The sequence below is a fragment of the Frateuria aurantia DSM 6220 genome, from assembly GCF_000242255.2.
GTDB lineage: Bacteria > Pseudomonadota > Gammaproteobacteria > Xanthomonadales > Rhodanobacteraceae > Frateuria > Frateuria aurantia.
Map to the genome: position 1 here is coordinate 2502176 of NC_017033.1, position 22798 is coordinate 2524973.

The window sequence follows — 22798 nt, forward strand, 5'->3', positions numbered from 1 at the left end:
TGTGGCCATCCGCTGGCGCAGACACACGAGTCGCTGGAGCACCGACGGCGTCGGCAGATTTCAGCCCAGGCTCAGGCAGCAATCGACGGGGAAAACTGCAATATCCGTATGTGTCCGCAGAGTGGCCCATGGTCTCGAACAGTCGAACGACATCATCACGATGACGCATAGTCATTTACTCCGGGCGATCCGGGCTTGCGATGACCCGGAAGTTTTGACAGACAGGATATTGATGCTCGCCACTGATGACTCGCAATCCGGACGGCATGCCGGCCTGGCCGAGCCAGACCTGATAGGCGCTCTCCAGATAGGCCGCCGAGGCGTTTTTTCCGACCTCGGCCAGGAAGGCCAAGGGCGAAGCGTAATGGTGGATGTTGATGCTGGTATCGGATTCGCCGAGACGGCAATACCCCCAGTGCATCGTTTCCAGATGGGCGTTGATCTGGGTCTGAAGCTCATCCAGAGAACCCGCCGTCGTCACCGGATGGCTGGCTGCCATATGCGAGCCACTTGTCCGGAGAACGTTTCTGAGCCGGTCTCGCCCCAGCTCCCGCTCCATTTCCTGCAGCAGAGGCATGACGAAGACCGGCCACTGGACACCTGGCCCCTTGCGCCCGAAATAATCCAACAGATGATTCACTCTATCCATGGTTGCTCGAATATGTTCTGGTCAGGATTCCCGCGCGGCACCGTCACCGGATCATTCCGGCAGCACGCACCACCCCGCCCGTCATGACAACGGGTCGCTTGTGCACGCCAGACGATCTATACCCGCCGCAATACGGAAAGGGCGATGATTCGTCTTCGCGCCTCCTCCATGGATTTTTGCGCATCGTTCCAGCGCGTATTGACAGGCACGACCTGCGCAGAGGCCCTTCAGCAGTGAAGCACCCAGGACCATGCTGCTGGGCATCCTGCCGGTTTCGGCCGGGCTTTCAAACACGATGGCTTTATGTCGTGATGCCAAACAAATAGCGACTTCCCACGCTATATTTTCAAGTTTGGCAAAGTCCGTCACGCAAAACACGACATAAAATCTCAATCAGAAGTGACGTACCTGTCTCGCGTGATACCGTGCGGCTGTTCTTACCGTCGGCACCGCATCATCGCGCCCCCCCATGCAGGAACCCCCTCTCGCCCTGCGACCATCACCGGCATGACATTATGACCCAGTGGGCGTCCAGATGCCTTGACACCGATATGTCCCATCCATCGCGAACCACCCTCCGGCGGATCGTGCCGGATCGAATCTTCGCACTGATGACAATGGCGCAACGGCAAGTGGCGCGACGCCGCTCGCACGGAAAGATCCCCGGACCTGACCGGCCGGCTCCATGCTTCAGACTTCGCGGCTTCCATCTGACGTCAGCCTTGCCTTTCTCTCGTTCATGGCCGGCATATCGATGCAGTGACGCCGTAGCGACCTGGCGCCCGTGAACGGGCCAGCAAACAGGGTGAGGACGCCCAGCCTCGAGGAAACCGGCTGCAACGCCATCCTGCCATCGTCAACCGCCTGGATCAGCCTGCCCCGGAGATCCGCGGCGACAGTACGGCCTGGCTGATCCTCGGCACCTGCCAGGCCATGCACCTTGCCCGCCGACCGGTCGCGCAGCGACTGATCCCGCCGCGATGACGACCTGATCGGGAATTCAGGCCCGGGAACCCGGGCACCAGGCAGGCACCATGCGTCCCTCTTCGTCGAATCGGAAGCGATGCTGGATAAACCCGGTACCAAACAGAATCATCGCTCGCTGGTAGTACGGCAACCCCATCGCCCGATACTGACTTGCCGGCGGTATCATTCCCTGCTGCGCCATGAGACCCGAGCGGCTGCCGCAGGCCAGCAGATAAGGCAGCAGTGCCCCCGCGTAGCCGCTCGACTCCATCCCGAAACCGATGCCATGACGGGTGTCCATCTTCTCCGGCAGGTCACGTCCCTTGTCGATCAAGTCCGACGGACCATGCAAGGCGGCAAGCAACGGCGTGCGCAGGGGGTCCGTCGCGGCCAGCATGCCGGCCCAGAGATAGGTCCGGATGGCGTCCCAGCTTCCGAGCGCCCCCTTGTCCGGATCGACGATCATGGCCTGCCCGTCCCAACGGATCCAGTCAGGCACGAAGCCCATCGGCGCACTTGACTGTATCAATTTGAGCGCCTGGGCCGGCATGCGGGCCCACGACGCGTCCGCCGGGAATTCCAGGCCAAAACGACGCAACAGCTGCAAAGGCATGTAGCTTGGATTGAAACGCCACCATCCGGGTCCACTGAAACCCTGCAATCCAGGCATTACCATCGGCCCCAGCCCGGGAACTGCAGCCATTTCCTGCTCGGCCACGGACTGCAGCAAGCGACGTCCGGCCTCACTGTAGTCCATGCGATGCCATAACCGCCCTGCCTCGAGCAGACTGTAGGCAATCCACATATCGGCATCGCTGGCAGAATTGGCATCCAGCACCCGCATGACTCCGTCCGCATCCTGCGCCCACAGCCAGGCAGGCAATCCACCCGAGCCGCCCGAAAGCAGATTCGCATCGACCCAGTTCCACATCTTTGCGAACAGAGCAACGTCGTTGTTGACCAGCGCAAAGAACATTCCGTAGCCCTGGGCTTCGGAGGTGGTACGCTGATCCGCCGTAGCCAGGTCGACAATGCGACCATCGGGACGCAGCAGGCTCGTCACGAAATCATTCCACTCCGGCCAGTCTGCAGCACCGAGCGTGCCCGTCGCATTGACACCACGCCCCTGCATCAGGAGCGAGAAGCCCAGGCCCCACTTCAAAAGCCTCCGACGCGCATCGTTCCGAACATCACTCATCACCAACGTCCTCATTGAACTACCCGCCCGCCTATCGGCACCCCACAGCGCACCTACAGCTCGCCCCGTAATGCCGTACTGAGCCATTTCAAACGCCCTCTCGGGCGAAAGCCTGCAAGAGAAATGCAACAGCGGTACGGGCTGCCCCCCCCCCCCCCGGATGGATCGACATGAAATGCCTGCGAGCCGATGCAGCTGCTTGTGACCCGGATGCAGCCGCACACGCTCTATCGCAGCCCGCTCACCGATGACTGGGTCAGGCCACGCTCCCCGGCATCGGCCAGGCCCGTGTAAAAAGATATCGCCATGGCAGAGACCGTCGCTGCAGATCATGTCGATGCCGGGTTACCGCTTGAACGATCGGATCAAGGCTCAAGCCCAACTCGGCATCAGATGTCCTTGCGGACCGAAGCGGAAGCGATGCTGCAGCCATCCCTCACCGAACAGGATCAGCATGCGTTCGAAGTAAGGCAATCCGGTGGTCGCATATTGCGCCACAGGCGGAATCTGCTGCTGCTGGCTTGCAAGCAACTGATTCTGTCCCTGGACGGCAAGATACGGCAACAATGCACCGGCATAGCCACGCGGCTCGCGGCCTTCCTGCAGTCCGCTTTCCAGATGGATTTTTTCCGGCATCCGCTGCCCGTTCCGCAATTGATCCAACGGTCCGTGCAAGGCAGACAGCAGGGGCGCGCGCAAGGCATCTTCATCAGCCAGCATGCCAGCCCACAGATAGGTGCGAATGGCGTCCCAACTTGCGGTGACGTCCCGCTGCATGCTCGAGCCATTCCAGCGGACCCAGTCCGCCACAAACCCTTGAACGGCACTGAGCTGGATCAACCGCAGCGCCTGATGCGGGTATACCGCCCACGGACTTGATGGCGGCAGCTCGAGGGCGCAACGCCTGAGCACCTGGATCGGCAGATAACTGGGGTTGAGCTTCCACCAGCCTGTACCGGCAAAACCCAGTCGGCCAGGCAGCAGCATAGGCCCCAGTCCAGGAATCCGGGCAGCCTCATGGACCTGGATCAATTGCAACAGAGCATGCCCGGCGGCACTGTAATCCTCGCGTCGCCACAGCCGCCCAGCCTCCAGCAGGGCGTAAGCCATCCACAGATCGGCGTCGGATGCGGAATTGCCGTCAAGCAGGCGATACCCGCCCGAGGCCGAGCGCCCCCACAGCCAGCCCGGCAAGGTTATCGGCGCACTGCCTGGCATCAGATTGTGTCGTGTCCAATGCCAGACGCTGGCAAACATCAGCTTGTCATTGGCCACCAGCGCGAAGAACATTGCATAGGCCTGCGATTCGGAGGTGCTCCTCAGATCCGTGGTGATGTAATCGATGACCCGGCCGTCGGCCTGGATCTGTGCCTTCTTGAATGCCTCCCAGCCCGGCCATGCCGGCAGTGGCTCCCGCGCCACGCTCAAGCCCATGACAGGCCCGGTACTGGACAGCAGCGCTCCTGTCGCCAACCAGACCAGCGCCCTGCGCCTGCCGCCACTGACATCTTCACGCCCACCGACATCGCTCACTGCCTTGTTCCTTGCTGGGTGTTCTCCGGAACCATCTTTCCTCTCCTGATGATTCACCGGAAGCCGCGGCCATGCCACTTCCGCAGGCATGGGCTTTGGCCTGAAGGATATTGCCGATGCTTCGAACATGAGGCCTGCGCCGGCAAAGCTCCATCGCCATATTGTCGCGCGTCATTATGGCCTCTAAAGTCGGTTTTGGTGGATGGCACCGACACGACGGCAGTGACTTCGGTGACGAAGCCTGTCGCCAAGTCCACGGAACGTGTCTACGACGTGACGCAATTTTCACATTTGTGTAAGATGTTGTTTGCATTCTTTTAGTTGATTTCCGTACCCGCGACTTGCAGTGGGTTGACGGAACGACTTCATGCCCAACGCTGGGAGCCGGGCACGCAGCCCATCACCGGCAAGGCCAGGCGCACGACTCGCGTCACAACGTCGCACGACGTAATGCAGCCGTCTTGTTGCCCGTTGTTTCGCTCAGGACCCCACACATTGTCGACCTTCAAACCCACAAGCCATGAGCCTGTCTGTCTGCCGTTGCTCGGTCTGCAGACGGAGATCACGGCGATGCATTCGACGGGCCTGTACTGGATCCATGCCGACTCCAGAGCCACGGCCATGCGCCTGGGACTTGCCTTGATTGCCGCCCAGTCGGCAGCAGCGCAGATGCTGCTGATCGACAATGATGCACTGGGACGAAAGATCGTCGAACACCTGCCTGCAGCAAGCGGCCCAGCACGTCTTGATCTATGGCAGCTGGACGCGGGGAAAACCTCGACCATCGCCCGATGGCTGGTCAGGGACCTCGATCGCATCCTGCAACAGCGCCCCGACCTGATCGTGCTGAGCCTGAACATGACCGGTCCGCATGTGTCCGACCCCGCCGAGCTTGCGACCTCGCTGGCCAGCCTTGCCGGTTGGCTGCAGGCACGTGGCTGCCTCATGCTGGTGATTTCCCATGGTCAGGCCGCCGGGCTGGAAACCCGTCTGTTCCAGATGGGCCACCGGGTCCACGGCTTTGCCATGCTGGCAGACCGTGGCAATATCTATCTTTACAAGCTCAGTTACTGGTGCAACCGCAGCGGAGTGTTCTCGCAGCTGGAATACGCTCTGGATTGGCAGTCCGCCGAAACCCGATTCACGCTTGCTTGCGGCCAGCCGCCCCAGCTCCCCTCCTCGTCCACGGATCAGGATCAGGTGCTGGCTATGAGTCCCGTCATGGAGGGCGAGCCCGCTCCGTCATCGAACTGGCATCTTTTCGAGGCATTCGATGCGCTGGCCGATCAGGCCATGAGGGCCTATTCAGCCACCCTGCTGCTGAGCGTGCAGCAGACCGATGACATCATCCCGCTGGCACGCTGGTTGTTTCAGCTTCGTCTGTCGCGCGGCAGCCACATCAAAGTCGTGGTCCGCGAAATGGCCACATGTCTGCGCTACGCCGATGAACATCTGTTGCTGAGTGCCGGCACCAATCTGATTATCCCCTTCGGAGCCAGCTTTGGCCGGGTCCAGACCATGATCGAGAGCGTGCAGGGCCAGCTCTGGCCCGCATCGCCCTACCGGCAGGTCGAGGAGCTGCTCGAACAATACCAGCCGCCCTCGGCCGCAGGGCTGGTCTCTGAAGCGGGGTTCATGCTGCAGCTGCAGAAATTGCGTCTGGGCTCGCCCAGTCAACGCCTGAATCACGTTCTGCTGCGACTGCAGCCCAAAGCGGGCATCGACCTCGAAACCGCCATCCGGCAGTTCACAGTCAAGCGCCGCGGCGACATGATCTGTACCAGTGGCGACCAGGCCTACCTGTTCCTTTACGCTTGCCGTGCCAACGGCATTGAACGGGCGCTCCAGAACCTGTTCCGGCTGAGCTGGCACGACCTTTTCGACCGTCCGGAATCGCTGGATCTGACCTATTTTCTGGAGCATGGCTTCTCGTCAGCGCCGGAGGGACGCATGCCCGGACACCCTGGCCGGAAAGCGACAAACCTCCCCCTGACAGCATCGACTGCCGACAATCGTCCTCTCCCCTTGCGCCCTCGTCCCATGACGACCGACTCCCGCGGAGCCCTTTGACCATGGATTATTCCCAGGCCATCCAATTGATCACCGCAACAGCCATCGTGGCCGGACTCGCCGGCTGGCTGGCACATGAATGGCTGCGTTGGCTGCGCGGCAACCTGCGCCGCATCCTGCCACCTCGACACCTGCGTCACCAGCTCACCCGCATCCGCGATACCGGCAAGCCCCCCGCATGACGCCCGCCGCACCATCAATGCAGCGCGTTCAGGGCCTTGGCATCTGGAATATCTATTTCTGCATCGTGCTGATGCTGGACTGGCAGGGACGTATTCTCTTGCAGCCGGTGGCCAATGCACTTCTTGCCGCGGCCCTGCTGGTACCGCTGGCGTCGATCCGGGCTCGCCGCCTGCGCCAGTGTGTCGCCATCCCTGCCGGCACAGCCCTGCTGTATCACGAGACGTGGCTGCCGCCGATCAGCCGCCTGCGCGACGAGAGCAGCGTATTTCATTTCAGCGCCGACTATCTGGCAGACATCGCGCTACGCTTCGTCAACTGGCAGCTTCTTGCAGCGATGGCATTGATCGCGCTGGGTTATATGCTGCTCAAGCCCTGGCTGCGCATCACGACCGTGAGCCTTGCCGGACTGGCATGGCTGCTGTGTCTGCAGATTCCTCCTCCGTCCTGGGTCCGGGCGACGAGTGACCGTGGCGAGACCCGTATCGGCACCGGATCCAACACTCCTGCCAGCCACCCTGAAGATCTCAACGCGAAGCTGCAGCAGTTCTACGAAAAAGAGTCGCAGCGCGTCACCCGCTTTCCTGCAGCCGCTGCCACAGCCCAACCCTTCGATGTGCTGATCGTCAATATCTGCTCGATGGCATGGGATGACCTCGATGCCGTCGGTCTGCAGAACCACCCCTTATTCAAGAAGATGGACGTGGTCTTCGACAATTTCAACTCGGCGACCTCCTACAGCGGCCCTGCAGCCATCCGCATCTTGCGGGCCAGCTGCGGCCAGACCAGTCACCAGACGCTGTACCAGGACGCGCCGTCCGGCTGTTATTTGTTCGACAACCTGCGGAAACTGGGCTTCGACACCGAACTTGCGCTCAATCATGACGGTCACTTCGACGGATTCATCGATGACATCCATGAGCAAGGTCAGCTGAAGAGCACACCCTTCGCGATCAACGATTTGCCGCGTGCGCTGGTGGCTTTCGACGGTTCGCCCATCCGCGACGACGGCCAGGTCCTCGGCCATTGGTGGCAGCATCGGCTGGCCAGCCCCGTAGCGCGCACCGCGCTGTTCTACAACACCATCACCATGCATGACGGCAATCGTGAAATACTGTCCAATGGCGACAGTCGTCCGGCCGGCTACGCCCCCCGCGCCAGCCGATTGCTGGATGAGCTGTCGACACTGGTCGATACCATCCAGCGGAGTGGACGCAAGGTGGTATTGATCATATTGCCCGAGCATGGTGCCGGACTGCGCGGTGACCGCATCCAGATGCCGGGCCTGCGGGAAATCCCCACCCCGGTGATCACCCATATCCCGGCCGCCGTCAAGTTGATCAACATGACGGCGGACACGCCCCACCAGCCCATGCAGATCAAATCCCCGTCCAGCTTCCTGGCCATTTCCGAGCTGCTGTCCCGCCTGTATCGGCAGAGCCTGATCCTGCCTCCGAACTATGACTTGTCGACCCTGCTGGATCAGCTGCCTGAAACCGCTCCGGTCTCCGACAGCGGCGCGGCGACCGTCATCCAGTCCGCCGGCCGGCCGTGGGTGCGAATGAAGGGTGAAACGGACTGGACTCCTTATCCGAGTGCCGCGCCATGAGCCAGACTCCCAAATCGGCCATCGAGGCTGCCGTGCACCGCACGGATGACATTGCCCGTCTGAAACAGCACCTGCACGCTTCCGGGATGGTCTATCACGATTTTGCCCGGGAGCAACGCCAGACCAGTGTGGTGCATCGCTGGCCACTGCTTGGCGAACTGGCCGCCAGACTGACGGATACGCCGTCCGTCAAGGAGCAGCCATGATACGGGCCGGTTTGCGCGGCATGCGCGGCGGTGCCGGCTGCACTTCGCTCACTGCAGGGCTCGCTTACTCGCTGAGTCTGCTGGGAAAGTCGGTGCTGTGCGTCGACATGTGCGCGAGCAATCAGCTGCGCCTGCACTTCAACCACCCGCTGCAGGCCGTCGAAGGCTGGAGCCGACGGGACGGTACAGACGTGCGCTCGGCCTGCTTCGAGCTTTCATCGAAACTGGCGGTTCTACCGCATGGTGGTCATCGCGACGCGGATATCACGGCCCAGGGACCGGGACCGGAACTGGAGGCCCTGACCGCAGGATTCGACTGGGTACTTTTCGACCTGGGCAGCAGCTCGCCTGCGCCGGCCCGGCCCGACCTGTCGCTGGATATCGAACTGAGGGTGTTGCCGCTGGACGTTGCCGCCGTGATGCGCCTTGACCGTGCCGACCTGCAGGCCGATGCGCCTCCCCTGCTGATCAATCGCTACAACCCCACCCGGCCATTGCAGCGCGACCTGGTCACCTTGCTGGACAGTTTCAGCGATCTGGCCACGGTTTCACAGAAAGTGCATGAAGACCCTGCCTTCGAGGAGGCTCTGGCCTCCAAGATGCCCGTCGGCTACTACGCCAGCCAAAGCATGGCCTGTCAGGACTTGACCGGGCTGGCCACCTGGTGTCTTTCGCATGCCGCCCACGGGAGCGCGCCCCGTGGCTGATCCGCGCCGCTGGCCCTGCCGTCGCAACCAGGCTTTCCGTCTGGCCGGTCACGGCCGTTTGGCCGCCTGCTGCCTGACCGTGGTCACCGCGATGGCCTGGCTGCTGTTTCCGCTGGAGTCCGATGCATGGAAAAGCTTTGTCAAGGACTATCGACGCTGGTACCCCCAATTGGATCAGGCAGGGTCCAGCAGGCCAGGGCGTCTGCTGCGCATCCTACTGCAGACCCCTGCACTGCTGCTGCTCCAACCCAGGTCCCGTCATCCGGGGCAGATGCTGAGAAAGCAGCTGCGGCGCGGCAGGCATCGACTGCGCCTGCTGGCCAGTCTTCCGACACAGTGGATCAGGCGCTGGCGGCGGCGCATTGCCCACAGCCAGCGATATCACGACGCGCGCGGATACCTGACCAAGCGTTATCATGCGCTGCCGGCGAAGATACAGCAGCGACTCGCCTGGCTGGCGCTGGCCGCAGCAGCGGGACTTGCTGCCATCTGCATCAGCCAGCCGCTCAGCTATCCGGCCCAGGCCGTGTTCGCCTTGACGCTGCTGCTGACGGCCCAAGTCATTTACCGCATACCCGGTCGTTTCGCCGGGTTGCTGATCGCCGTGCTCTCCATCGTGGTGTCCAGCCGCTATCTGTGGTGGCGCTATACCTCGACCCTGCATTGGAACAGGAGTCTGGACCTGATGTTCGGCATCGGCCTGCTGCTGGCCGAGACCTACTCCTTCGTCGTGCTGCTGATGGGCCACGTGCAGGCAATATGGCCGCTGCAGCGCAAACCGGTCTCCTTGCCGGACAGCCTGGAATCCTGGCCCAGCGTCGATGTGCTGATTCCGACCTACAACGAAGACCTGGACATGGTCCGCAACACCATCTTTGCCGCGCAAGGTATCGATTGGCCGGCAGACAAGCTCAAGATCTGGGTACTGGATGACGGTGATCGCGACACCTACCGCGACTTCTGTGCCGAGATCGGCGTCGGCTACCTCCGGCGTGCCGAACACAAGCACGCCAAGGCCGGCAATCTCAACCACGCCCTGACCCAGACGGATGGCGAGTTGCTGGCCATCTTCGATGCCGATCATGTCCCCTGTCGGTCGTTTCTGCAAATGACCGTCGGCTGGCTGCTGCGTGATCCGAAGATGGCCCTGGTACAGACACCGCACCATTTTTTCTCGGCCGACCCCTTCGAGCGCAATCTGGACGAGTTCCGATCCTCTCCCAACGAAGGCGACCTGTTCTATGGCCTGCTGCAGGACGGCAACGATACCTGGGATGCGACCTTCTTCTGCGGCTCCTGTGCCGTGATTCGACGCAGCGCGATCATGAGCATCGGTGGCTTCGCCACGGAAACCGTCACGGAAGATGCTCATACTTCGCTGCGGATGCATCGACATGGATGGCGCTCGGCCTACCTGCGCCTGCCCCAGGCGGCAGGAATCGCCACCGGCAGCCTGGCGGCGCATATCAACCAGCGGATCCGCTGGGCCCGCGGCATGACCCAGATCTTCCGGCTCGACAATCCGATGCTTGGCCAGGGACTGAGCCTGTTCCAGCGACTGTGCTATCTGAACGCGATGATGCACTTTCTGGCCGGACTGCCTCGGCTGGTATTTCTGACCGCGCCACTGGCCTTTCTGATTTTCCATATCGAGATCATCTATGCACCGGCCGTGGCCATCACCTTGTTCGTGTTGCCGCATATGGCTCACAGCGCCATCGCCAATGCCCGGCAGAAAAGCCGGGTCAGGGCACCTTTCCGCGGCGAGATCTACGAGACGGTGCTGTCCTGGTATACCGCCCGGGCAACCACCTCGGCCCTGATCAACCCCTATCGCGGCAACTTCAATGTCACCGCCAAAAATGAGCTGCAGCAACGCAACTGGATTGACTGGCGAATCGCAGCCCCCTACTTTCTGCTGGCCGGCCTGAATCTGTGCGGCATCGGCTTCGCCGTCTGGCGCATACGCTTCGGGCCCCAGAACGAGATCCACACCACCTGGCTGGCCGCCGCCTGGACGGTATACAACCTGATCGTGCTGGGGGCGTCCATCCGGGTGGCCATGGAGATCCGGCAACAACGGCAGCGCCACCGTATCGCGACCAACCAGCCCGCCGCCATCCAGTTCGAAGACGGCCGCATCTATGCCTGCGAGCTCAGGGACTATGCCGGAGGTGGCGTCGGCATCAGGCTGGAGGGAATGGTCGACGCCCCGGTCGGCAGTCGCGTCCAGATCATTCTCGACCGGGCCGGCGACCCATCGTCATTTCCAGCCATGATCCGCCGCCACGCCGGCCAGTATCTGGGCATGGAAATGCAGCTGAGCCATGTACAGATGGTGGAATTCATCCGCTGCACCTTCGGACGTGCCGATGCCTGGATCAACTGGCATGACAGCCGCCCGAAACGCCACTTCATCGGTGAAGTCTTCGACTTCGTACTGATGGGGCTGGGTGCCTACCCAAGACTGTTGTGCTACCTGCCCGCTCCAGTACGGCGATTGGGGCGGCACTCGGTGCATCTTGTGCGCTGGCTGCTGAGCTTTATGCCTCGCCGTCCGCTTGCCGCATCGCCAACTTAATTCACAGTGACCGTACCCATGAATCTTTGCCCTGACATATTTCGCTCGCTGCGGGCAGGTCGCCTGTTGATGCTGGGCCTTGCCATCACCAGTGCCTGCCCGCTCCAGGCCACGCCTCTGCCGCTGAAAAAACCGGCCGCACCGGTTGCAGCGGCCTCGACGCAGGCAACGCCGGTCGTGACAGACATCGACTGGCAGCAAACCCAGAGCTTTGCCCAGCTGGGCCAGAACGGCGATCTGATGCTGAGCGGACTGGCGCCGGACGGCACCATCAACTTCATGTTGCGGCGCGACCGCGTCGGCACCCAGGCCAGCCTGAAGCTGGACCTGACGCCATCGCCGGCCCTGCTGCCGGGCCTGTCCCAACTGCAGATATTCCTGAACGATCAGCTGGCTGAGGTCATTCCCTTCCGCACCGAAGATCTCGGCAGGCACATCCTGCGGCAGATCACCCTGGATCCCAAGCTGCTGGCCAACTTCAACCACCTGCGCTTCCATCTGATCGGACACTACACCAACAGCTGCGAATACCCGGCACATACTTCGCTGTGGCTGGCCCTGGGCCAGAACAGCGAACTGCAGCTGGCCGGCAGCTCGCTGGACATGCGCAATGACCTGGCATTTCTGCCGCTGCCGTTCTTTGACCCCGAAGGCGGTCGCCGACTGAATCTTCCCGTCGTGCTTCCCGACCAGCCCGGTGCTCTGCAGATCCAGGCCTCGGCCGTGGCCGGCTCTTATTTCGCGCAACACCTGGGCTGGTGGCGCTCCAGTCATCTGCAGGCGATGTACGGCCGACTGCCTGCCGAAGGCAATGCCGTGGTGCTGATGGACAATGCCCAGCGGCAATCATTGTTCCCCGACCTACCGCCGGTCGATACACCAACCATCGAAATGCTGGATCGTCCTGATCGGCTCCCAGGCAAGATCCTGCTGCTGACCGGCCGCGACGATGCCCAGGTGTTGATCGCGGCGCAGACCCTGGCCAGCGGAAACGTCCAGTTTCGCGGCAGCCAGGTCCGCATTGACAGCTTTCAGCTGCCGCCGCGGCGCCAGCCATATGACGCGCCGACCTGGGTGCAGACCCGGCACCCCGTCCACTTCGGTGAACTGGTCACTGCGCCCTACCAGCTGCAGGCCAGCGGAACCGAAAGCCCAGAGGTCAACCTGTCGCTGAACCTGCCGCCCGATCTGTTCGTGTGGGGCGATGCCGGCATTCCCATGAAGCTGCATACCCGGGTCAGTCCGCCACCGGCCCACGACCAACCCTCCTGGCTGGAGGTCAAGGTCAATAACCAGATCATGGCCACGCTGGGCGTACCGGATTCGGACCATACCTCGTTCATGAGCCGGCTGCGCATACCTCTGGTCAATCGTCTCGGCGAGCTGGACCGGAGCGTCCCCATCCCGGCCCTGGAGATCGGCAGCCGCAATCTGATGCAATTCCGCTTCGACATCAATGCACAGCCTTCAGGCGCAGGAGGCAATCCCTGCGTCCCGGTCAGCCTGCCGCTGATCCAGGCGGAAGTGCTGAAAGACTCCAGCCTGGATCTGTCGGGCTATCAGCATTACATCGGCCTGCCCAATCTGTCGGTCTTCGCCCAGTCCGGCTTTCCCTTCAGTCGCCAGGCGGATCTGGCCGACACCATCGCGGTGATGCCACCGCATCCCTCTGAAGCCGACACCACCCTGCTGCTGTCAGCAGTCGCTGCCATCACCTCGGAAACGGGCTACCCGGCTTTGCGATTGCAGGTCTCGACCGATTTCGACGCGGCCAGCCGCCTGGATGCCGACCTGCTGGTCATTGGCGCAGGTACCGGTCATCTGGAGGGCAAGATGCCCGTGGAGCTGCAACTGGATGGCAACCACAGCCGCTTGCGTGGCGGCCAGCCAGGCTCTGCCATTCGGGCAGAAGGCCAGGCCGCACAGGGCGCCATGTCCTCGTTGGGAGACGCCGGCACCTCCAGCATCACCGCTTCCGGTGCCATCGCCGGCGTGGTACAGATGCAGGCACCCCATCATCCACAGCGAAGCATCGTGGTGCTGGAGGCCTCGCCGGGAAGCGGCCAAAGCCTGCTTCAGGGCGTGCTGGATGATCCCACCCAGCGCACCGAACTGCGTGGCTCGGCGACCATCCTGCGTGACAGCGGCGCCAGTCCGCAGTTCACCGGCGTGCATTATTACATCGGCCATCTGTCCTGGTGGGCCTTGCTGTGGTTTCACTTTTCCAACCATCCGCTGGTGCTCGGCTCGCTTGCCGCACTGCTGACCTTGATGGTCGCCGGCTTGCTGTGGCGAGTGCTGCGCTGGCAGGCACGTCGTCGACTGGAGGGGCACGATTGAGCATGCAGGGCCTTGTGCCAGCTCCGGCAACACGACCGGGACGGCGCTGCCATCGCCTGATGTCCCGATTGCTGATCCTGCTGGCCAGTGGACTGACCGCTCACGCCAGCCTGGCGGCGTCGCTATCGGATCAGCAGCGTATCTGGCTGCTCAGCCAGATCAGACTCGGCATGGCCACCGCAAGGCCGGAACTGGCTTCGGATGCCTGGCAGCGCCTGCAGATGCTGGCTCCCGAAGATCCGGCGATACTGCAGCAAGGCGTGCTGCTGGCCATGTCCCAGCATCGTGGCGACGATGCCCGCCGCTACTTTGAACAACTGCAACATCTGACCCGGGATCCTGAACTGCTCGAGCCGGCCCGGCAGGCTCTGGCACTGGATCAGCCCCAGGTCCAGGCGGCGCTGCATCGCGCCCGGCTCTTCGAGACAGCCGGACAGAATGCCCAGGCCATCGCCAGTTTCCGGAGTATCTTCGGTGATCGGCCACCGACGCTGGATCTGGCCGTGGAATACTGGTCTCTGCTGACTCGAGATCCGGCACAACGTGAGCAAGCCATTGCACGGCTGCAGGTGCTGAATGACGACTATCCCGGTTACGCCCCCCTGCGCTGGGCCCTGATCGGCCCACTGTTTGCCGCCGGACACCCGCAGCAAGCCATCATGGTACTGCACCAGCTGGCCTCGACCCCGGGCAATCGGGAGGTTGCCTCTGAACGGGAGTTCGCCTATCTGAAGTCTTTGCCCGTTGATGCCTCCACGATCAGGCTGTGGCAGTCCTTTCTCGCTACTTATCCCGGCGTCAGCGCCTGGGAACAGGCGCGGCAGATCCTGGACCGCCAGCAGCATCTGGCTGGTGATCCGGCCTGGCGCGATGGCCAGCGCGGCATGACCCTGAGTCAGAATGGCCGCGATCAGGCCCTGGCCCAGTCATTGCTGCAACGGGCACTGCAACACTATCCGGATGATCCCAAGCTCCTTGGTTACTACGCGCTGAGCCTGTTCCAGTCCGCCCGCTATGATCAGGCGGCCATCTATTTCAAGAAAGCGACCATGCTGGAGGACGATCCCTACTTCATGACCAAGTGGCGGACCCTGCACCAGGACACCTTGTACTGGCAGGAATTGCGCCACGCCGACCAGGCCCTTTCCCGCCAGCAGCTGGATGCAGCGACAAGGCTCTATACCTTGGCCCACCAGCAACGACCCGACAATATCAATGCCCGTCTCGGGATGGCAGACGTGGCCATCGCGCGCCGCCAGTGGCCGCGTGCGATCGAGCTGCTGAATGCGGTCCGGACCCTCCATCCGGGGGATGATGGCGCGCTCCGACGCCTGCTCAACATCCACGCCGAGATGGGCAGCTCCTCGCTGCATGATTTTCTGGCGACCCTGCCCGCCCCCGTCGCCGCACGCTATCGACCACGCGAGATGGCGCTGCGCCGTGACGAATTGAGCCGCCGGGCCGGAGAGGCCCGGCAACACGGTGACATGGCGCTAGCTATCCGGTTGCTGCAACAAGCGCATGCGGCAACTCCCGATGATCCGTGGCTGAGTCTGCAGCTGGCCCGTACCCTGCAGGACCAGGGACGCAACACGGAAGCGGAGCAGGTCTTTGCCCGAGTCTCTGTTGATTCGCCCATCGAGCTGCGATATGCCCGCGCCCTGTATCTCGATGGCAGCGGCCGCGACCCGCAGGCGCTGATCCTGCTGCAGACCATGCACGGCGCCCGGATGACCGCGGAAATGCAGCAGCTGGAACATCAGATCCGGATCCGACAGCTGACCCGTCGCGTCTGGTCCGAACTTCAGGCCCGCCATTTCGGCATCGCCTCCGATCTCGTCAAACAGCTGCCGGATACCCTCGATACATGGCGCCTGCAGGCCGAGCTTGCACGCCAGCAAGGCCACCACGATACGCAGTTGGCGATAGACCGGCGACTGCTTGCGCAGTGGCCACAGCGCATCGATCTGAGGCTGGATGAAATCGATGCACTGCTGCAGTTGCAGCGCACGGGCGAGGCCCGCAGCCGGCTTGAGCCGCTGGCTGCCGCCAGCCTGGCCCCCTCGGCCAGCGACCGACGGCGCATGGCCAGAGACTGGAGTCAGCTGGGCGAGCCGCGGCGTGCCGCGGCCCAGATGCGAGCCGCGCTGGCTGACGAAGCTCATCCCTCGGCCCTGGATCTGCGGGACCTGGCTCGCTGGGAACGGAAAGACGACCCTGCGCGCGCCCTGCAGGACGACGCCCGCGCCCTGCAACAACTCCGGCTGCTGCCCGCAACGATCACCACGCCGGCAGATCCGGCTCAACTGACCCGGGCCACCCGGGCCCGGGACAGCGATGACTGGTTGCGACAAAGTCTGCGCAGCGACATCGCCGAGTACTATCAACGGACCGACCCGGTACTGACCCTGGACGAAGGTCTGAACAGCCGAAGCAACGGTCAGGCCGGCGCCACCGATCTGCGCAACCAGACCCAGATGCTCGACTACGCCTTCCCTTGGGTCACCGGCCGCGCCTTCGTGCGGCTGGAACATCAGCAACTGGATGCCGGCAGCTTCCGGCTGAACAGCGGCGGCCGCTATCTGGATGATTTTGGCAGCTGCCTCTTCGCCGGGCTGGACAGTCTGGGCAGATACCAGCAGCTGCCGGGCTGCAGCAATCGCCAGCATCAACATGCCGATGGCGTACTGCTTGCAGGGGGATGGCAGAGCGCCGATGGCCGAGTGCAGGCCGATATCGGTCATTCGCCCTTCGGTTATGCGGTGGGCAACTGGCTGGGGGGCATCAGCTGGCGCGGCGATCTGGGGTGGCTGGGCTGGCGTCTGACCGGTTCGCGCCGTCCGATGGACAATTCGCTGATCTCGCTGGCCGGTGCCATCGATCCCCGCACCGGCCAGCGTTGGGGCGGCGTCACCGCCAACGGTGCGACCCTCGGCCTCAGTGTGGATCAGGGCGGGAGCGATGGCGCCTGGGCCAGCCTGGGTGCCCATCTGATGCTGGGCCGGAATGTCCCGTCCAACTTCCGTCAGACCGCGATGGCCGGCTGGTATCACCGCTTTGTCGAACGTACGCATCTGCAGATCCGCAGCGGCCTCAGTCTGATGTACTGGGGCTATCGCCACAACCAGGACTATTTCAGCCTGGGCAATGGCGACTATTACAGCCCCAGCCGCTACACCTCGATCGGCTTGCCTTTGACCATCGCCTGGCGCAGTGCCGACTGGTCGGCGCTGATCGATGCTTCGGCAAGCTGGTCCTGGGCCGGTCTCGATCCGTCGCGACGCTTCCCCATCGAACGCCTGATCCGCACACCGCTGGCCGCGCTGCAGGCTCAAGCCAGTCCGGCCACGATCGATACCGCGCAGTGGTTGAACGCCGGAGGACGCAGCCAGGGGCCGGGGGCCCGATTGCATCTCGCCCTGGAGCGCCGGCTCGGTGCCCACTGGGTGCTGGGCACGTCGTTCACCGTCCAGCACAGCCAGGACTATGCGCCCAGTTATGGACGTCTATATATCCGCTACAGCTTCCACCCCTGGGAGGGTGACCTGCCGATGCCGGTCACGCCGCTGACGCCCTACGACAACTTCCGCTGACCGCTGAACTTGCGGCGCCGCCGACTCAAACCTCGGCGGCGCTTCCGGGCAGGATAAGCATGGCGTCACCATACGAGAAAAAGCGGTATCCCGCTGCCACGGCATGTTGATAGGCCTGCATGATCCTGTCGCGACCAGCCAGAGCACTGATCAGCATCAGCAGGGTCGATTGCGGCAAATGGAAATTGGTGACCAGACCATCGATGCTGGTGATCCGGTAGCCCGGGTAGATGAAGATCTGGGTCTCGCCGGCATAAGCGCCCAGCTTGCCGTCCACAGTGGCACTCTCCAGCGCCCGGACCACGGTAGTGCCCACTGCGATCACCCGGTTGCCGCGGGCGCGGGTGGCGGCGATCCGCTCGACCAGATCGGTATCGACCTCCAGATATTCCCTATGCATGACATGGTCTTCCAGGCGACCTTCGCGCACCGGTTGGAAGGTACCCGCGCCCACGTGGAGCGTGACATAGCCGAATTCGATGCCCTGCCCGCTCAGCTGATCCAGCAATGCCTGGTCAAAATGCAGACCGGCCGTCGGAGCAGCCACCGCACCGGGTTCACGGGCGTAGACGGTCTGGTAACGACTGTCATCGCTGTCATCGGCCTGGCGGGTGATATAGGGCGGCAGCGGCATCTTGCCGACGCGCGGAAGCAGATCGTCCAGCGCGGTATCGAAACGCAGCCGGAAGAAGCTGCCTTCCCGCCCCTGCATGGTGGCCCGGCTGCCGTCGGCCAGCACGATCTCGCCGCCTTCCCTGGGCTTTTTGCTGGCGCGCAACTGGGCAATCACCTCATGCGTGCCGCAGACCCGCTCGATCATGATCTCCACTGCACCGCCGCTGGGCTTGTGGCCGTGCAGCCGGGCCGGCAACACCTTGGTGTTGTTGAAGACCAGCAGATCACCCGGCTGGCAGAAGGTCGGCAGATCGCGGAAAACCTTGTCCTCGATATGGCCGTCATCCGGATTCAGCCACAACAATCGGCTGGCGCTGCGCTGGGCCAGAGGAGCCTGAGCGATCAGCCCGGGCGGCAATTCAAAATCGAAATCGGACTTGTCCATGGTATCTGGCCTGACCCGGCATCGGTCCGGGCGGAAAAAACGGCCAGTTTACATGTTCCTTCCATCGGCACTGAAATCCCGTGACGATCCCGGTCTTAGAGCCAGCCCTTCTGACGGGCCAGTCGCCAGGCTTCGATGCGGTTGCCGACACCCAATTTGCCGATGGCTTCGGACAGATAGTTGCGTACCGTTCCCTGCGACAGATTCAGCCTGCGGGCGATATCGCCGGAGGCCATCCCTTCCCCCACCAGACGGAGTACCTGGCGCTCGCGCTCAGTCAGGGGATCGCCGCCCGACCAGGCCGCCAGCGCCAGCTGGGGATCGATGGCCCGTCCGCCCCGATGGACCAGACGCAAGGCCTCGGCCAGGCGTTCGGCAGGCGCATCTTTCAGCAGATAGCCGCTGACCCCGGCCTCCAGCGCCCGCCGCAAAAAGCCCTCGCGCGCAAAGGTGGTGACAATCACCACCTTGATCGGCAAGGCGTGGCGTTGCACCCGTTGCGCCAGCTCCAGTCCGCTCAGACCCGGCATCTCGATATCGGTCACCAGCACGTCGGCCCGGCCATGCTGCAATTCGCGCCAGGCCGCCTCGCCGTCAATCGCGGTGGCGGTCACCTCGATATCGGCTTCCAGATTCAGCAAGGCCGACAAGGCACCGCGCACCATGCCCTGGTCTTCGGCCAGCACCACCCGGATCATGCCGGCGCCTGCTGCAAGCCGACACCGATGGCCGGACCGGACGGGTCATGACCGAAAGGCCACAGACTGATCACCCGGGTACCCGCCGGGCCTGTATCCAGCTGCAGGCGCCCGCCATGAGCTTCGACCCGCTCCCGCATGCCGCTCAGACCATGACCGGCCATGCCCCGGATACCGTGACCATCATCACGAACCTCGACATGCAGGCCATCGGTATCCTGCCGGAAACTTACTTTTGCCCTTGCCGCCGCCGCATGGCGGGCGATATTGGTCAGCGCCTCGCGTACCACCAGCGCCACACTGCGTTCCATGGCCGGGGGCAGCCCCGTCGGCAAGACATCGTGCTCCAGTGCCACCCCGGCGGCGGCCAGCAGCAGCCGGGCCGACGCCAGTTCGGCGGCAAGATCCGTCGCGCGAATGCCTGTGACCGCGGCCCGGACCTCGGCCAGCGCCTCACGCGCGATGATCTCGGCTTCGTCACGCTCCCGCGCCGATCGCTCCGGGTCGCTCTCCGACAGCCGCCGCGACAACTCCAGTTTCAAGGTGATGGTGGACAGGGTATGCCCCAGAAGGTCATGCAAGTCACGCCCGATCCGTTCACGCTCGGCCAGGCCCGCCAGACGCCGCACCTCGCTTTCCGACATGCGCAGACGATCGGCCTTGCGATTCATGGATTTCATCACCTGGACAATGATGCTGGCCACCAGCGCCGCACCGCTCATCCACAACAGCAGCACCTCGGGGTAATGATGGCGGGTACAGACCAGCACGAACAGGCCGATCATCAGCAACAACTGGGTCGCGAAGGCCCGCCAGCCGCGCCAGCGTCCGCCATCGGCATCCAGAGTCATGCAGGCAAACATGAAATAGGTCCCGCTGGCTCCCGAATTCCAGCCCGCAACCAGCAGCGACAGGATCAGCGTACCCCAGCTGAAACGGTTGACCTGGGTGCGAGGGCGCAAAAAGCTGGCCAGAAACAAGACCAGAAAAAGGGGAAAGCTCAGGCTCGTACTGAGCCACCAGGCCCGACTGAAATCATGGTTCAGCCAAGGCACCACCACGATCCACAGCGACCACAGCAAGTGGATCAGATCCACCCACGGCGAGATGCCGCGAGCCATATTGGCCGCCGCATCCGAACCCGGCGCAGGCGTCAGCCAGCACCGCCAGATCGAGCCGGACTTCGGCATGGCAGCATCTGACCTGGTCATCGGCGGCTTCCCCCTTGGTCTGCAGACGGCGTATCGCCCATCCCGCGAAAAGCAGAGTGTAGCCGAGCAGCACCAGTACATGCGGCCGGACGGATGCGTGCTGCGGCATCACCCCCAAACGCCTGCATGACGCCAGCACCCGGAGAGAGCCGCCCCAACTGCGGACCTGTCCCCGATCCGGCACGACCCGTCCGTTGATCATGCCCATCGCCGTGCTCTTGCCCGCGCCATCGGGCCCTGAAGGCCATCACCTGCACCGGCGGCAGCGTCATGCTCAGATCCTTCAGCACCACTTGCCCGTCATGCGACGGGCCCGTTGCCTCGAGCTGCAGCGGTCTGTCCACCACATCCGACATGATCATCTCCTGTTTCAGCCATCGTGCACCAAGCATCTCTCGCCAGACCAGGATGCCCCAGTGGTCACCGTCAGCTGTTCGACCTGACAGTTGTCAGCCTCTCCGATCCGGACGGGGTACCCCCTGCCATCCCTGCGCGCTATGCTCGGGCGTTCATGTTCCGCTCCGGCGGGGGCCGCTGCCGGAGCATGAGCCGCGGTTGATTCTCAATGCACTACTTGGGAGTGTGGGCAAGCCGCCGACATTCCGCCCGGGAGACAGGTTGATGAGCGTGATCGAGCAATTGCAGGAACTTCGTGATTTCGGTGGAAAGGCCCTGACCTGGGGCCTGGACGATGCCAGCATCGCGCATTTTGCGGCCGGCGACCCACAGCTGGGGCTGGCCATCGCCGCGGCCCTTGAGACTCACCGGCGTCTGCAGACCGACGATGCGGAGTTTCTGCGTCTGGATGAGGCCGAGCAGATCCGGCAGGCCCAGAGCGGCTTCGTGAACTTCTATCCGGACGATGCCATCAATCGATACCTGCCGGCTGCTGCCCAGGGCCCCTGGATCGTGACGCTCAAGGGTGCCGTGCTGCATGACAATGGCGGCTACGGCATGCTGGGTTTCGGTCACAACGACCCGGCCATCCTCAGCGCGCTGGCCCGGCCTCAGGTGATGGCCAATATCATGACCCCCAGCGTGGCTCAGCGGCATTTTGCCAAGGCCTTGCAACAGGAGCTTGGCCATCGCCGCGGCGGGTCGCCCTATGCTCGCCTGCTGTGTCTGAATTCCGGCTCCGAGGCCGTCAGCCTGGCCTGTCGCATTGCCGACATCCATGCCAAGCACCTGACGGACCCGGATGGCCGCCATGCCGGCCGCCGCATCAAGCGTTTGGCGGTCAAGGGAGCTTTCCACGGCCGCACCGACCGCCCCGCACTGTATTCCGACTCTTCGCATGCGGTGTACCGTCAGCATCTGGCCAGCTATCGGGAGCAGGACAGCCTGCTGACCGTCGAACCCTATGACCTGGAACAGTTGCAGGCCGTGTTCGCCGAGGCCGACCGCCAGGGATGGTTTATCGAGGCCATGTTCCTGGAGCCGGTGATGGGTGAGGGCGACCCCGGCCGGGCGGTGACACCGGAATTTTACGCCGCCGCCCGTCAGCTCACCGCCGATCACGGCAGCCTGCTGCTGGTCGACTCGATCCAGGCCGGCCTGCGGGCCCACGGTGTCTTGTCACTGGTCGACTACCCCGGCTTCGAGACACTGCCACCGCCCGACTTCGAGACTTTTTCCAAGGCCTTGAATGGCGGCCAGTATCCGCTGTCGATACTGGCGGTCGGCGAACAGGCCGCAGGTCTGTATCGCAAGGGGGTATATGGCAACACCATGACCGGCAACCCGCGGGCACTGGAGGTGGCGATCGCCACCCTGGGCCAGTTGAACGACAGCGTCAGGCAAAATATCCGCGAACGTGGCGAAGAGGTCCTGCAGCGACTGAACCAGCTGAAGGAAGAGTTGCCCGGCCTGATCACCAAGGTGCAGGGGACAGGACTGCTGTTTTCCTGCGAGCTGGCCGAAGCCTACAAGTGCTACGGCGAGGACTCGATCGAGGAATACATGCGCAGCCATGGCGTTGGGGTGATCCACGGCGGTACGCGCTCACTGCGCTTCACGCCGCACTTTCGCATCAGCAGCGCCGAGATCGGCCTGGTCATCGACAAGCTGCGTCATGCCCTGCTGCATGGGCCCAGGCAGACGGACACCGACAGGTCCTGAGTGCCGAACATGCTGTCGTTCGACACACGAGCGACAGCAGACAGCCCCGCCAGCACTCCCCTTTGCACGCGTATCGACA

The 22798-nt window shown here is 63.2% G+C and carries 15 protein-coding genes; 9 read left to right on the plus strand and 6 right to left on the minus strand.

Translation table 11 applies throughout. The features are described 5' to 3' along the window. Positions 1-175 precede the first annotated feature (175 nt). The 3 genes from bcsD to bcsZ (FRAAU_RS11660) form a co-directional block, all read right to left on the minus strand. On the minus strand, positions 176-640 hold the full coding sequence (gene bcsD, locus FRAAU_RS11645) for a cellulose biosynthesis protein BcsD (RefSeq protein ID WP_041270557.1): 465 nt from the start codon (positions 638-640) through the stop codon (positions 176-178). A gap of 1009 nt (positions 641-1649) precedes the next feature. After that, positions 1650-2900: a cellulose synthase complex periplasmic endoglucanase BcsZ gene (gene bcsZ, locus FRAAU_RS11655; RefSeq protein ID WP_245546354.1), complete on the minus strand. Its 1251-nt coding sequence runs from the start codon at positions 2898-2900 to the stop codon at positions 1650-1652. A gap of 285 nt (positions 2901-3185) precedes the next feature. Continuing rightward, positions 3186-4346: a cellulose synthase complex periplasmic endoglucanase BcsZ gene (bcsZ, locus tag FRAAU_RS11660; RefSeq protein WP_014403727.1), complete on the minus strand. Its 1161-nt coding sequence runs from the start codon at positions 4344-4346 to the stop codon at positions 3186-3188. A 450-nt stretch (positions 4347-4796) separates the two neighbouring features. Here bcsZ (FRAAU_RS11660) and FRAAU_RS11665 point away from each other — a divergent pair, with 450 nt between their 5' ends. From FRAAU_RS11665 to bcsC, 8 genes are all read left to right on the plus strand, one after another. Next, on the plus strand, positions 4797-6416 hold the full coding sequence (locus FRAAU_RS11665) for a cellulose biosynthesis protein BcsE (protein WP_083841171.1): 1620 nt from the start codon (positions 4797-4799) through the stop codon (positions 6414-6416). 2 nt (positions 6417-6418) lie between these two features. Continuing rightward, entirely contained in the window at positions 6419-6598 is a 180-nt protein-coding gene (gene bcsF / locus FRAAU_RS11670; RefSeq protein ID WP_014403729.1) for a cellulose biosynthesis protein BcsF, read from the plus strand. Between the two features lie 17 nt (positions 6599-6615). Further along, positions 6616-8205, plus strand: a complete 1590-nt coding sequence (bcsG, locus tag FRAAU_RS11675; protein ID WP_052317897.1) for a cellulose biosynthesis protein BcsG — start codon at positions 6616-6618, stop codon at positions 8203-8205. Then, complete coding sequence (gene bcsR / locus FRAAU_RS11680) at positions 8202-8411, plus strand: cellulose biosynthesis protein BcsR (RefSeq protein ID WP_014403731.1); 210 nt, start codon at positions 8202-8204, stop codon at positions 8409-8411. Before bcsG ends, bcsR begins: the two co-directional genes overlap by 4 nt. Further along, positions 8408-9118 carry a cellulose synthase operon protein YhjQ/BcsQ gene (locus tag FRAAU_RS11685; protein WP_014403732.1) on the plus strand — a complete coding sequence of 237 codons (711 nt, stop codon included), beginning with the start codon at positions 8408-8410 and terminating at the stop codon, positions 9116-9118. Before bcsR ends, FRAAU_RS11685 begins: the two co-directional genes overlap by 4 nt. Further along, positions 9111-11699, plus strand: coding sequence for a UDP-forming cellulose synthase catalytic subunit (gene bcsA, locus FRAAU_RS11690; RefSeq protein WP_014403733.1), 2589 nt, complete (start codon positions 9111-9113; stop codon positions 11697-11699). The genes FRAAU_RS11685 and bcsA overlap by 8 nt, the downstream gene beginning before the upstream one ends. Positions 11700-11768: 69 nt before the next feature. After that, a complete protein-coding gene (bcsB, locus tag FRAAU_RS11695) occupies positions 11769-14039 on the plus strand; it encodes a cellulose biosynthesis cyclic di-GMP-binding regulatory protein BcsB (RefSeq protein WP_014403734.1) in 2271 nt (756 codons plus the stop codon). Positions 14040-14098: 59 nt separating this feature from the next. After that, on the plus strand, positions 14099-17632 hold the full coding sequence (gene bcsC, locus FRAAU_RS16585; RefSeq protein WP_014403735.1) for a cellulose synthase complex outer membrane protein BcsC: 3534 nt from the start codon (positions 14099-14101) through the stop codon (positions 17630-17632). Positions 17633-17657: 25 nt separating this feature from the next. Here the strand turns inward: bcsC and queA are convergent, their stop codons facing one another. The 3 genes from queA to FRAAU_RS11715 form a co-directional block, all read right to left on the minus strand. Then, positions 17658-18692 (minus strand): tRNA preQ1(34) S-adenosylmethionine ribosyltransferase-isomerase QueA, encoded by a 1035-nt coding sequence (gene queA, locus FRAAU_RS11705; protein WP_014403736.1) that lies wholly within the window; start codon positions 18690-18692, stop codon positions 17658-17660. 95 nt (positions 18693-18787) lie between these two features. Continuing rightward, entirely contained in the window at positions 18788-19390 is a 603-nt protein-coding gene (locus tag FRAAU_RS11710; protein ID WP_014403737.1) for a response regulator transcription factor, read from the minus strand. Beyond that, positions 19387-20601, minus strand: a complete 1215-nt coding sequence (locus FRAAU_RS11715) for a sensor histidine kinase (RefSeq protein WP_014403738.1) — start codon at positions 20599-20601, stop codon at positions 19387-19389. The genes FRAAU_RS11710 and FRAAU_RS11715 overlap by 4 nt, the downstream gene beginning before the upstream one ends. A 621-nt stretch (positions 20602-21222) precedes the next feature. On the opposite strand from FRAAU_RS11715, the gene FRAAU_RS11720 reads away from it, so the two are divergent. Next, on the plus strand, positions 21223-22719 hold the full coding sequence (locus FRAAU_RS11720) for an aminotransferase class III-fold pyridoxal phosphate-dependent enzyme (RefSeq protein WP_014403739.1): 1497 nt from the start codon (positions 21223-21225) through the stop codon (positions 22717-22719). Positions 22720-22798: the final 79 nt, after the last annotated feature.